Consider the following 12,618-nt stretch of genomic DNA (forward strand, 5'->3'; position numbering starts at 1 on the left):
CCTCGATGACCAAGCCGCTTGCGCCCGAACCGGGTATCCGTGTCAGTCTCTCCGAGCTGATCGAGATGCGCCATCGCGTGCGCGAAGTGCAATTGTTTTCCACCCCGAGCCAGCGCAGCCCGCTGATTGGCCTGCACCATTCCAAGTTGCGCGGACGTGGCGTGGACTTCGATCAGGTGCGGGTCTATCAGGCTGGCGACGATGTGCGAACCATCGACTGGCGTGTCACCGCACGCACCCAGGAACCGCACACCAAGCTGTTTCACGAAGAGCGCGAGCGGCCGATTTTCATCATGGTCGAGCAAAGTCGCCGGCTGTTTTTCGGCTCGGGGCTGATGTTCAAATCGGTGTTGGCCGCACAAGCCGCGAGCCTGATCGGTTGGGCTGCGCTGGGACACAACGACCGTGTTGGCGGGCTGGTGTACGGCGACAACGAGCACTACGAAATCAAACCCCGGCGCAGCAAGCAAAGCCTGCTGCAATTGCTCAACCGCATGGTACGCGTCAACCAGTCCCTCACGACCGAAAGCGAGCCGGATCGCGACAGTCTGGGCATGGCCTTGCGCCGCGCGCGCGAAGTGCTGCGCCCAGGGAGCCTGGTGATCGTGATCTGCGACGAGCGCGCCTTGTCCGAAGGCGCGGAGCAGCAACTGAGCCTGCTGTCGCGGCACTGTGACTTGCTGTTGTTGCCAGTCTCCGACCCTCTGGACCACGCCCTGCCCGCTGCCGGTTTGCTGCGTTTTGCCGAGCGCGGGGCTCAACTTGAACTCGATACGCTGAACGTCGACCTGCGCCGAAGTTATCGCGCCCAGGCCGAAGCCCGCATCGCCCGCTGGGAATTGCTGGCGCAGAAACTGCGTGTGCTGTTAATGCCGCTGAGCACTCAAAGCGAAATGGTCGAACAATTGCGTGAATACCTGAACCCGAAACGTCCGGGTAAAAGCCAATGAACAGCCTCGATCAACTGCAACCGCTGATGACGCCGCCGCCCATCGAGTTCTGGCCGCCGGCGCCGGGTTGGTGGCTGCTATTGGTGCTGCTGCCACTGATCGGCTTTGGCCTGTGGCAACTGCGCCGCTTTATTCCCGTCAAGCGCTCTATCGTGCGCGCCGAACAGCCGCTGGACCCGGTGCGACTGGCGGCGCTGGCGGAACTGGCGCAAATGCCCAAACCCTATGACGGTGCGCCCGCCGGTGCCTGGTTGCAGCAACTCAACGGGCTGCTCAAGCGCCTGTGTCGCAACCATTACCCCTACAGCCAGAGCCACACCCTGAACGGTCGTAAATGGCTGGCGTTTCTCGACAACCGTTGCCCGGCCGCCGGCCTGACCCGCTGGATGATTCTGGTTGAAGGCGCTTACAAACCGGAATGCAAACTCGACGACAAGGCCATCGCTGGCCTGACACAAGCCGTCGACACCTGGATTCGCAAGCATGTTTGAGTTCGCCTGGCCATGGATCTTCGCCCTGCTGCCACTGCCGTGGCTGATGCGGGTTGTGCTGCCGGTCGCCGACAGCGGCGAACCGGCGCTCAAGGTCAGCTTTCTGTCCGACCTTGAAGGCCTGGCCCGGCGTCGCGCGCGTGCCAACCTGCCGACCTGGCGCCAGCAAGCACCGTTCATCCTGCTCTGGCTGCTGCTGTTGATCGCCGCCGCACGCCCGCAATGGCTCGGCGAACCGCTGCCGATTGCCGCCAGTGGGCGCGACTTGCTGGTGGCCGTCGACGTTTCCGGCTCCATGGATTTCCCCGACATGGAGTGGCAAGACGAAGACGTCAGCCGCCTGACACTGGTCAAACACTTGCTCGGTGACTTCCTTGAAGGGCGCGATGGCGATCGCGTCGGCCTGATCCTGTTCGGCAGCCAGGCGTATCTGCAAGCACCGCTGACGTTCGACCGGCGCACCGTGCGCATCTGGCTTGACGAAGCGCGGATCGGCATTGCCGGCAAGAACACCGCCATTGGCGACGCCATCGGCCTGGCCTTGAAGCGCTTGCGCCAACGTCCGGCGCAGAGCCGCGTGCTGATTCTGGTCACCGACGGCGCCAACAATGGCGGTGAAATCGATCCGCTGACCGCGGCACGACTGGCTGCCGAAGAAGGCGTGAAAATCTACCCGATCGGCATTGGTGCCGATCCGGAGCAAGCCGGCCCTCTGGCTTTTCTGGCGGGAAACCCGACCATGGACCTCGATGAACCCGCCTTGAAAGCCATCGCCGAAGCTACCGGCGGGCGCTACTTCCGTGCACGTGACGGCAAGGAATTGCTGGAGATCAAGAAGACCCTTGATCAACTGGAGCCTGTGACTCAACAACCCACCCAGGCTCGCCCGGCACAAGCGTTGTACAGCTGGCCGCTGGCCGCCGCGTTGCTGATGAGCCTGTTGCTGGTGATCCGCGAACGCTGGCCAGACAACCCGATGCAACGCTTTTTCACCCGGTCGAATTTTCTGCAACAGCACCCTGACTGGCGCCAGCGGCTTAAACGCCTGCGTCTGCGGAGGCGCCGATGATCGCACTCTGGCCGCATTGGTTCCGTCCCTGGTGGCTGCTGCTGTTGCCACTATTGGGCTGGTTGCTGTGGCAACTCTGGCACCGGCAGAAACGCGCGGGTCGCTGGCAGATGATCCTGCCGCCGGCCTTCCACGCCACCCTGCTCAGCGGTGGCAACGGGCGTGAAAGCAAGTTGCCGTGGGTCGCCTTGGGCCTGGCCTGGGTTCTGGCGGTATTGGCGCTGTTGGGGCCGAGTTGGGAACGGGTCGAACAATCCGCGCAGAAACCTGCCGACCCCTTGGTGGTCCTGTTTGAATTGACCCCGGAAATGCTCGCCACCGACGTGCCGTCGACGCGCCTTGAACAGGCCCGGCGCAAGCTGCTCGATCTATTGCAAGCCCGCAGCGACGCACAGACCGCCATCGTTGTCTATGCCGGCAGCGCGCACACGCTGGTGCCGCTCTCGGACGACCTGGCCACCAGCAGCAACCTGCTGGAAGCGCTGAAACCTTCGATCATGCCCGAGGCCGGTCATCGCGCCGATCTGGCCGTGACCAAGGCACTGACATTACTCAACCGCGGCGCCCTCGGCCAGGGCCGGATTCTGCTGATTGGCTCATCCCTCAGCGAACAGGAGCGCCAGGGTATTCGTCAGGCTCTGCGCGGTCAGGCACCGCAATGGTTGATGCTCGGCATCGGCACCCCGCAAGGCGCACCGATCGCTGACGAACACGGCAGCTTCCTCAAGGATGCGCAAGGCGCGATCCTCGTGCCGCGTCTCGACGGGCCAAGCCTTAAAGCCTTTGCCAGCGAAATGGAGGGGAGTTACCGGCAAGCGCAGCTGGACGACAGCGACCTGCGCGGTCTCGGGCTGCTCGATAGCCCGCATAGCGTGCGTAACGATGGCCAGACCCTGCGCCTCGATACCTGGGCCGACCAGGGCTATTGGCTGTTACTGCCGCTGTTGCTGCTGACGGCCTGCGCCGGACGTCGAGGCTGGCTGTTTTGCCTGCCATTGCTGTTCATGCTGCCGCAACCGAGTTACGCCTTCGAGTTCAACGATCTTTGGCTGCGCCCCGACCAACAGGGCCTGCACTTGCTCAAGCAACACCAGCCCGCGGAGGCCGCGCAGCGTTTTCAGGATCGACAATGGCAAGGCGTTGCGCTGTATGAGGCCGGTGAGTATGCCGCTGCCGCCGAGCGTTTCGCCGAAGGCAACGACGCCCGTGCGAACTACAATCGCGGCAACGCCCTGGCTAAAAGCGCTGAACTGGAAGCTGCCGTCGATGCCTATGAACAAGCCCTTGAGCTGCAACCTGATTTACGCCCGGCGCAGACCAACAAAGCGCTGGTAGAAGCGTTGATCAAACAGAAAGCCTCTACTTCATCCAATGAGCCCGATAAAACCGACGGCGAAGAGCACCTGCAAACCCAGCAACCCCCGCCACCGGGTGCGTCGACACAGCCCTCGACCGGTGACGAGCAAAAGACCGACACGCAAACCGCGCAATCGCACGTCGACGCCAACAGCGAAAACCAGACCGACAGCCCGCCACAACCGGGCAATAATGAAGTGCCGGGCAGTGAGTTGGGCGATGAACAACGCAGCACACCGCCGATCCGCACCGCCGACGCCAATTTCGACGGTGAGCGCCGCCAGGCCCTGGAGCAATGGCTGCGTAAAATCCCGGATGAGCCGGGCGAACTGCTTAAACGTAAATTCTGGTACGAACAGCAACAACATCAGGATCAGGGAAAAACTCGATGACCCGCTTCACCGTTCTATTGCTCAGCCTTTCGCTCTGGACCGTCGGTGCCCAGGCTGCGGGGCTGGTTGCCAGCATCGATCGCAGCCGCGTGAATTCCGGCGAGACGGTCGAACTGACCCTCGAATCCAGCGATGTCACGCAGTTCGGCAAACCTGACCTGAGCGCACTTGACCCGCTGTTCGAGGTTCGCGGCACCCGCCAGGTCAACCAGCCCACAACCCTGGGCGACGACAGCCACGCCACCACCCGCTGGATCATCACCCTTCTGCCCCGCCACAACGGCACACTGGTCATCCCGTCCCTGGCGCTTGGTGAGTACAAAAGCCAGCCGATCAACTTGCAGGTGGTCGAAAGCGAGAAGCAGGACAGCGCTGACAAACTGGCCCCCGTATTCATCGAGACCAGCCTCGATCAGGACACGGTGTACGTGCAGGCCCAGGCGATTCTGACCTTGCGCATCTATCACTCGGTGTCGCTGTATGACGACAGCAGCCTTACTCCGCTGCAAATCCCCGATGCGCGCGTCGAACAACTCGGCGAGTCGCGCACTTACGAAAAAGTCATCAATGACCTGCGCCACGGCGTGATCGAACGGCAGTACGCAATTTACCCGCAACACAGTGGCCTGCTGACGATTCCCGCGCAGATGTTCAGCGCCACCCTGGTGGAGACGCAACCCTCTCAGGAGTCGGCCCCGCAAGGGCCAAAAGCGGGCAAACTGATTCGCGTGAGCTCCACCGGGCTCAACCTGACCGTCAAGCCCAAACCGGCCGATTATCCCGCCGATGCTCCTTGGCTGCCAGCACGCAGCCTGAGTCTCAGTGAAAGCTGGAACCCTACGCCTGATCACGTTCAAGTGGGCGACTCCATGACCCGCAGCCTGACCCTGAAAGCCGAAGGCCTGGCCAGTTCGCAACTGCCGCCCCTGCCCGCCACTGAAACCAGCGGATTGCGGCGTTATCCCGATCAGCCACAATTGAGCAATCAGCCCAGTGACCGAGGGTTGACCGGCATCCGCGAAGACCGCGAAGCACTGGTGCCCACTCGTATCGGGCAGATCGAATTGCCGCCCGTGGAAGTGGTCTGGTGGAACACCCTTCAAGATCATCTGGAGCGCAGCAGCCTGCCCGCTCGCACCCTGAACACCGTGAGCAACCCGAGCCTGATGGTCGACACTCCAGCGGGCAACGTGCCGGCTACCGTAGCGCTCGGCAGTGAAGCGCTCTGGTACTGGAAGCTCAGCACCTTGATCCTCGCCTGCACCACCTTGCTTGGCTTCGGCCTGTGGTGGCGTGCGCGTTGGCAGCCGGCGATTCTGCGCGCCACGCAAACGGGCCCGAGCCCGCGCACCCTACTCGACGACCTCAAGCGTGCGTGCCAGGCCAACGACCCTCAAGCCACCCGTCAGGCGCTCGACGCCTGGGCCCGTCAACAGCCGGAAACCCTGGCCGACATGGCCGCACGCTTCGTACCGCTGTCCGACGCCCTGGACGGCTTGAATGGCGCGCTCTACAGCGAAACCGGGCATTACTGGCAAGGCGAAGAACTCTGGCGCGCGATCCGCGCCATCCCGATTGCCGAACGGGTCCATGACCCGGTGGGCGACAGTGGCTTGCCGCCGTTGTATCCGAAGTAGCGCAAAAGATCGCAGCCTTCGGCAGCGCCTACAGGGAAATGGTGTACATCCCGAAGGCTGCGATCTTTTCTGCCTTTCTGCATTCCCGATCTTTTGTCATTAACCCCACCCTTTCGCCGCGATTGTTTTCCCCGTGGCCATCACCTTGTTTCCTACGGAGTACGTCCCGTAAGGTCAGGGCCCTCGACAGCGATCCGGCTTAACGGATCCGTCCTACTCTAAATATCGATCCGTCTGACTGCGCCGGTTCGTCGCTCCACGCAAAGTCCTGTGACTTGAAATAGACACAAGGAAACGTGGATGTTCAGCGCCGTCCCCCCCATCACTTTCAGACTCGATATTGAAGGTTTTTCCGACGACCTTCAGGTACTCGAATTCCGCGCCAAGGAAGCGCTCAACCAGCCTTACGAAGTCAAACTGGAACTGGTCAGCGAACGCCCCGACCTGGACCTCGATTCACTCCTGCATCGCTCGGCTTTTCTGAGCTTCGGTCCTGACGGCGCCGGCCTTCACGGGCAGATCTATCAAATCGCGCAAGGCGACTCGGGCAAACGCCTGACCCGCTATCAAATGACCCTGGCACCGCACCTCGCCTATCTCACCCATTGTCACAACCAGCGTATTTTTCAGCACCAGAGCGTGCCGCAAATCATTGCAACAGTGCTGAAAGACCAGGGAATCCAGTCCGATGCCTGGCGCTTCCAACTGAGCGCCGAGTACCGGCCACGACGCTATTGCGTGCAGTACGAGACCGATCTGCATTTTCTTCAACGGTTGTGTGAGGAAGAAGGCCTGCACTTTCATTTCCAGCACAGCGCCGATGGGCATGAGCTGGTATTCGGCGACGATCAAAGCGTTTTTTCGAAACCCGAACAGTCAACCGCGTACAGGCAAGACAGCGGCATGATTACCGAAGCGCCGGTGATTGACCGTTTCAAGCTGCGACTGGAACCGCGCCCCACGCACGTCAGCCGCCGTGATTACGACTTCGAGAAACCGCGCCTGCAACTTGACAGCGAGACCAGACACCCGTTGCTGCCTCACCTGGAGGACTACGCCTTTCCAGGCCAGTTCACCCATCGAGACCACGGCAAACATCTGGCCAATCGGGCATTGGAGCGCCACCGCGCCGATTACCGGCAAGCGAATGGGCATAGCGATCAAAGCGCGATGCGCAGCGGCTATTTTTTCGAGATGACCGAACACCCTCGCGCTGACTGGAATGGACTGTGGTTGTTGACTGAAGTGGAGCACACCGGTTTTCAACCTGGAGTGCTGGAAGAGTCGATCACCGACAGTCGTTCGCAGGATGGCTTCAGTCAGGGCTACCGCAACCATTTTGTCGCCACACCTTGGGACGTGATATTCCGACCGGCCCTTGAACACCCCAAGCCCCGGATGATGGGCAATCAGCATGCAGTCGTCACGGGCCCGCCCGGTGAAGAGATTTATTGTGATCAATACGGTCGAGTCAAAGTCCAGCTGCCCTGGGACCGCGACGGGCAGCACGATGAACAATCGAGTTGCTGGCTGCGTGTCGCCGCTGCCTGGGCCCATGACAGTTACGGCAGCGTGCAGATCCCGCGAGTCGGCATGGAAGTGTTGGTGGGATTCACTGATGGCGATCCCGATAAACCCGTCGTCGTTGCCTGCCTGGCCAACGCCGCGACACCGGTACCACTGGATTTGCCGGCCGAGCACACCCGTAGCATTTTCCGCAGTCAGAGCAGCCCCGGTGGGGGCGGTTACAACGAGCTGCGCATCGAGGACAAAAAAGGTGCCGAAGAGATAGCCTTGCGTGCCCAGCGCGATTTTGTCCAGCTCGTTCTCAATGACGAACGCATTCAGGTCGACAACCAGCGAACCGTGGTGATCGGCGGCCTCGCCAGCCACGAACTGCGCGGCGAAGAACAGCGCCTGACCCGCGGCAACCGTTTGACTGAAATCAAACAGGACGATCACCTGCTGGTTCAGGGCGATCAACATCTTCGCGTCACCAGTCAGCGACTCAGCGCCATGCAGCAGATTCAGCTCAGCGCCGGACAACGAGTCGTCATCAACGGTGGAACGCACCTGGGGCTCATGGCTGGCGGTCAATGGCTGACGCTGGGCCCGGAAGGAATTTTCAGCAGCGTGCCGATTCTGCAGGGCGGCACTGCGCCCGTGAGCATGCCAGCGGAGCCTTTGATGCCGGGCGCCTTGCCTTTGCTGAAAGTGGCTTTCCACGCGGCGCAGCAACGCCACGCACTGATTTCAACCCGCGCTTCGCGTTGCCTGATTTGTGAGGCCACCCCAGCATGAAACTCTCGACTTGCCTGCCTGAAGACCTGCCCTGGAACGAGCAACAGGCTTTCCTGTTGCTGGACGGCACGACCTTCAGCGATTTGCCACAGCGCTTGAAAACACTCAATCCCGCCGTAAGCACTGTTGCACTGTATGACAGTGCGCCCTTCACCTCCCTGCGGGATATCTCACCGCTGCTGGTAGCTATTCCACATCCTGACGAAGCGGTTTTTCAGTTCTATCTGCAACAGGCGCATGAAGAGTGGGGAGTGCTGTTGTTCAGCACCTCCCCCGTGCATGACGTGGCTCAACATTTACGCAAACTGCTGACCATCGAGTTGCCCGAAGGCCTGCCAGTGGTTTTGCGCCTGGCCGATGCGGCCGTGGCGCAGGCACTGTTCGGCAGCGGCGATCAACGTTTGTTCGGCCCCCTTTCTTGCGCAGTAATGGCCGATAGCGTCGATGGTCATTGGCATCGTCATCAATCCCGATTGACTGAATGCCCTGAGTTGTCGACGCCCTATCGCCTGAACCCTGAACAGAATGCAGCGCTGGACCGTGTTGACCGACGCCGCGCACTGCTCGAACTCGACACGCATTTGCTCAGTTTTTTCCCCCAGTATCCGGTCGGCAAAACCGTGGGTGAGCGCTGGCCAATGCTCGAACAGCTGGAGTCCGAGGCCAGTGCCTTGGGTTTATGCAGCCAATCCGAGCTTTTCTATTACGCCAACGTCATGGCCTGGCTGAACGGCTCGACGCTCGAACAACATCCGCACATCGCCCAATTGCTCCATACGCCATCGTTGCAATTACCCGGCGAGCGCGTTGCGCTGGCCGCTGATCTGGCCCACCGCTGGGCCACTGAAGGAGAACGCTCATGACCGCTGCTGCCAACCTCGCTGCCGCGGCAGCGTCCAAAACCGCCATCGGTTCTCCCGCTGCCTGCCCCTTGCGGCAAACCCACGTTCAGCTGTTGCCCTTGCGTTATGGACTGGTGGAAAAGCTCCTCGACCCCAGCGCCGAACTGAAACTGCCCTACGCCCTGACTACCCGCCCGCTGGGCATTCGCATGCTGCGCGACGGTTGGTTGTATGTCATCGACAGCGTTACCGGCTATCTCCACGAACATCAGGTACTCAACGGAATGGTCAGCGCCCTGTTACACAAGGGCGCCAAGGTTACCGGTGATCGGCACACGCCCATCGAAGAGTTTCCAGCCCTGGTGTTTTCAAGGCGCAGCACCCTGCACGTGACCTTTGCTGAAGTGCAATGGACAGTGGCCAAATGCGCGCAAGTACTCGACAGCAGGGACGAACGCGAGCACTTCATGCAGGTCGTCGATCTCGGCCCGGTGGATTGCCAAACCGGTGGCACGCACTTGCTGACGGTCAAGCAAGGCCAACGCTGGTTGGCGGAGATTGCTATGGTGCCGGCCCAGCAGGCGCAAGCCGTCAAGGATCGCGCCGAGCTGGAAGCCGAGCTCGCGGCCAACCCGCTGCCGGAGGCCGTTCTATTACCGTCGGTGCTGGTCAGTGACGCTCCCGAACACGAACGCGAGCCCTATTTATGGGAGAAACCCCGACGCTTTCGCGAGGCGCATATCGGCGAGTTTCTGGGGCAGGTTCGCGGGCCTTATCAGGACGACACACTGTTCCTGGTGGTGAATGACGACCTCGGCGTGCTGCGCGACCTGGCCGAGTATCAGGACACTGTCGTCGGCTGGGTCGACGACTGGAGCAATGCCGACCACAACGAACGCGATTACTTGCTGGCCTGCTACATCGAATCCTTGAGCCAACTCAGCCCCGATGATGCCGGCGGTCTGGCCAACGCCAGCGACGACCCCGCAGTCGAGGCCTTGTTTGCCGATCTGCAACAGTTGCCGGAGCCGACCCAGGAACGCACCCGAAAAGCCTTGCTGGAGTACCTGAACAAGGGCGGTAAGGTCGAGCAGATAGACGTACCGGCGCCCCCGGAGCTGGAGCAATTGCGCAAGGAAGCCCTTGCCACAATCTTCGTGATGGGTAAGCACCAAGGCACCGCCGTCCACAGCGCTGCGATTGAGGATGCAGACCGCAATTATTACACTCGCCAACATTTCAAGGTTGCCCCTGCGGACTTCGTTGAACGTCACCTCAGAGCCTTGGTCAAGCTCGGCAGGGAGCAAAACACACGCATCGAAGACGTGCTCGAGGGCTCCTGGTTCTCAGGCACACGCGGGATCAACGATTTCATCGACCGCCCGGCCATGGACAACTCGCTGTTTCAGCAGCGTGCCGACCTTGGCCGCTGGAACCGCTTGCTCGAGCGCATCACCGCTGACCGCACGCAACTGGTGTGTGCCGGTCGCTACCATCGCTCGGCCTGGTACTACGACGCGCAGGATCCGCAGCAACTGGGCGAAGCCTTTAACGCCGAGTACGCCTGCCTCAAAGACATTTGCCGCAGCGACCACGCCAGTGAAGAGATGCTTGGCTACCTGGAAAAACACCCGGAGCTGACGCGACGGCTGTTCTATACCTTGCCGCTGCACATTCGGCCCGAGCTGCTGGTGCAATACAGCGTGTTGTCCAACGCCGGCATGGGCCTGTTCAACAACCTGCCGCACTGGCTGGAAGCCCTGCAGAAAATCGAACAACCGCACCTGCCCGCCCTCGACGATTTACCCGACCACACCCGTGCCGTCGCCGACGCGACCCAGCACAGCCTGAGCCCCGCGCTGAACCTGGGCCTGAGCCGCGCATTGGAAGGTTTCGATCTGGCAGGAGGGAAAGTCCCAGACCTCGACGAATTGTTCCGCCACCTGCCCAAAGCGCTGCCGGCGCGGATCCTCGATGCGGCGAAAACCACTGGCGTGACCTTCACCATCGCCACCCCGGGGGAACACGCGGCGCTGCAAACCGACATCAAGGACGTGCTTAGGGAACGCGGTTACCTCAAGGACCTGACCGTCAAACGCAAGCAGCTCACCCACAACAAAAACCAGGCCGGCCACAAGCAGCCACGGGCGATCGAGTTGCAGACCGAGATCGTTCGGGTGCGTGCGGAGTTGACGCAACTCGAAGGCCGTCTGGCGGGTGCACTGAGCCCGATTGCCGAACTGCCGGATCATTCGGTGCGCACCTATGGCGCCACGCCGGCTCGGGCGGGAGTGACCGTGGTGTTTCCACCGGCGCAGCAGCAGGAGGTGAGGAGTTTGTTGAAGAACGTTCGGCTGGGGATTCAGGGGGTGCCGAATGCGGATCTGATTAAAAGCGAAGGGGTCGGGTTGTTGGTGTTTTTGGTGCAGGCGGTGAATTTGGTGGGGGTTGTGAGGGAAACGTTTAGCCAATCACGAGATAAACGTAAGTTGGGGCCGTTGATTAGTGCGAGTTTTGCCACGGGAGCTGCCGGATTCACCGCCGCTCAAAGCCTGGCAGATACCGCTCTGAAGGCACGCAGCGATAAGCTAGTAGAGGCGCTTCAACATCTCGCCTTGGAGAATGTGCATGTGCAGATGGGGAAGCTGCATGTTGGACTAGGCATTTTTACTTACGTTTCAGGTTTGGCTTCTTCATTGTCCAGCCTCAATACCCAACACCAGAATTGGCAACAGGCAACGCGAAGCGGCAACCGCGCGGCGCAGAGTAGCGCTGCTCTTGCCACCGTGGGTGCTTCTGGCATGACAGCCGTCAATGCCTATGGCTTTGGTCACACCTTACACGCGGGGGGCACCGTACTAATCGCAAAAAGCACAGCCGCAAGAACAGCCGCCTGGGCTGCTGCCGGTACACGCCTTTCAACAGTGTTTTTCCGGGTCAACCTGGCCGGTGCCTTATTTACGGTACTCGAACTGGGCGGCACCTGGCTTTACAACCGCTACAACATCAGCGCTCACGACAAGTGGCTAAAAACCACGCCATGGAGCCTGGACTCCGATGAACGCGGCAACTACAGCCTGGATGAGTACCAACGTTACCTAGGTGATTTACTTCACGCCCCTTCTGCACAACTTGGCCCGAACAAGCATGATTCATTGCTGAAGAACCTGTTTTTGCGCGCCAAACCCAGCGACATTCATCTGACGCTGCCGGAGCTCAAGCTCAGTAACTTCCAGCCCCCCTTGAGCGGTAAACCGTCTCACCGCTTGGGCATTGGCGCCCATCGTCTTTTCCGCCCCCTCGACAGCCGCGGTACCGCGCGTGAGCGCAAGGATGTCATCAGCGATGAAGTAACGGACAGCCTGCAGGTTGTGCAAGCAGACCCATTGATTCTATGCCTTCAATATCCGCTGAATCGTGACGCCCCTCTGACGCCGGTGGCTGAGACACTGGAGCTGGGGGTGTGCGTGCAAACCTTGAGCGCCAACGGAGAGTGGATCTCTCGCACCCACGTCATTCACCTCAATCCTCGGGCTGAAGGCCATTTTCCTTCGCTGCCCCGTCAATCCGTCACCGAGCA

At 60.9% G+C, this 12,618-nt stretch carries 8 protein-coding genes; all 8 read left to right on the plus strand.

Translation table 11 applies throughout. From position 1 onward, the window contains the following. Positions 1 to 5 precede the first annotated feature (5 nt). Positions 6 to 950, plus strand: a complete 945-nt coding sequence (locus tag AC1RJ3_RS19140) for a DUF58 domain-containing protein (protein ID WP_493079922.1) — start codon at positions 6 to 8, stop codon at positions 948 to 950. Beyond that, the gene (locus AC1RJ3_RS19145; protein ID WP_054597167.1) at positions 947 to 1,441 is read left to right on the plus strand and encodes a DUF4381 domain-containing protein; all 495 of its coding nucleotides are present in this window, start codon (positions 947 to 949) and stop codon (positions 1,439 to 1,441) included. Before AC1RJ3_RS19140 ends, AC1RJ3_RS19145 begins: the two co-directional genes overlap by 4 nt. Beyond that, positions 1,434 to 2,510 (plus strand): vWA domain-containing protein, encoded by a 1,077-nt coding sequence (locus AC1RJ3_RS19150; protein WP_493079924.1) that lies wholly within the window; start codon positions 1,434 to 1,436, stop codon positions 2,508 to 2,510. Before AC1RJ3_RS19145 ends, AC1RJ3_RS19150 begins: the two co-directional genes overlap by 8 nt. Continuing rightward, entirely contained in the window at positions 2,507 to 4,258 is a 1,752-nt protein-coding gene (locus tag AC1RJ3_RS19155) for a VWA domain-containing protein (protein ID WP_493079926.1), read from the plus strand. The genes AC1RJ3_RS19150 and AC1RJ3_RS19155 overlap by 4 nt, the downstream gene beginning before the upstream one ends. Beyond that, positions 4,255 to 5,895 (plus strand): BatD family protein, encoded by a 1,641-nt coding sequence (locus tag AC1RJ3_RS19160; protein WP_493079928.1) that lies wholly within the window; start codon positions 4,255 to 4,257, stop codon positions 5,893 to 5,895. Before AC1RJ3_RS19155 ends, AC1RJ3_RS19160 begins: the two co-directional genes overlap by 4 nt. 300 nt (positions 5,896 to 6,195) lie before the next feature. Continuing rightward, on the plus strand, positions 6,196 to 8,196 hold the full coding sequence (locus AC1RJ3_RS19165) for a type VI secretion system Vgr family protein (protein WP_493079930.1): 2,001 nt from the start codon (positions 6,196 to 6,198) through the stop codon (positions 8,194 to 8,196). Continuing rightward, positions 8,193 to 9,059, plus strand: coding sequence for a DUF4123 domain-containing protein (locus tag AC1RJ3_RS19170; RefSeq protein WP_493079932.1), 867 nt, complete (start codon positions 8,193 to 8,195; stop codon positions 9,057 to 9,059). Before AC1RJ3_RS19165 ends, AC1RJ3_RS19170 begins: the two co-directional genes overlap by 4 nt. After that, positions 9,056 to 12,618, plus strand: a 3,563-nt coding sequence (locus tag AC1RJ3_RS19175; protein WP_493079934.1) for a toxin VasX, incomplete at its 3' end; no start/stop codon positions are given. The genes AC1RJ3_RS19170 and AC1RJ3_RS19175, both read left to right, overlap by 4 nt.

It is taken from the genome of Pseudomonas sp. GW822-FHT04C11, from assembly GCF_058800905.1.

What these genes read in the sequence shown, in the direction of transcription:
- AC1RJ3_RS19140 (WP_493079922.1), top strand. Translation starts at nt 6, where the DNA reads ATGACCAAGCCGCTTGCGCCCGAACCGGGTATCCGTGTCAGTCTCTCC.
- AC1RJ3_RS19145 (WP_054597167.1), top strand. Translation starts at nt 947, where the DNA reads ATGAACAGCCTCGATCAACTGCAACCGCTGATGACGCCGCCGCCCATC.
- AC1RJ3_RS19150 (WP_493079924.1), top strand. Translation starts at nt 1,434, where the DNA reads ATGTTTGAGTTCGCCTGGCCATGGATCTTCGCCCTGCTGCCACTGCCG.
- AC1RJ3_RS19155 (WP_493079926.1), top strand. Translation starts at nt 2,507, where the DNA reads ATGATCGCACTCTGGCCGCATTGGTTCCGTCCCTGGTGGCTGCTGCTG.
- AC1RJ3_RS19160 (WP_493079928.1), top strand. Translation starts at nt 4,255, where the DNA reads ATGACCCGCTTCACCGTTCTATTGCTCAGCCTTTCGCTCTGGACCGTC.
- AC1RJ3_RS19165 (WP_493079930.1), top strand. Translation starts at nt 6,196, where the DNA reads ATGTTCAGCGCCGTCCCCCCCATCACTTTCAGACTCGATATTGAAGGT.
- AC1RJ3_RS19170 (WP_493079932.1), top strand. Translation starts at nt 8,193, where the DNA reads ATGAAACTCTCGACTTGCCTGCCTGAAGACCTGCCCTGGAACGAGCAA.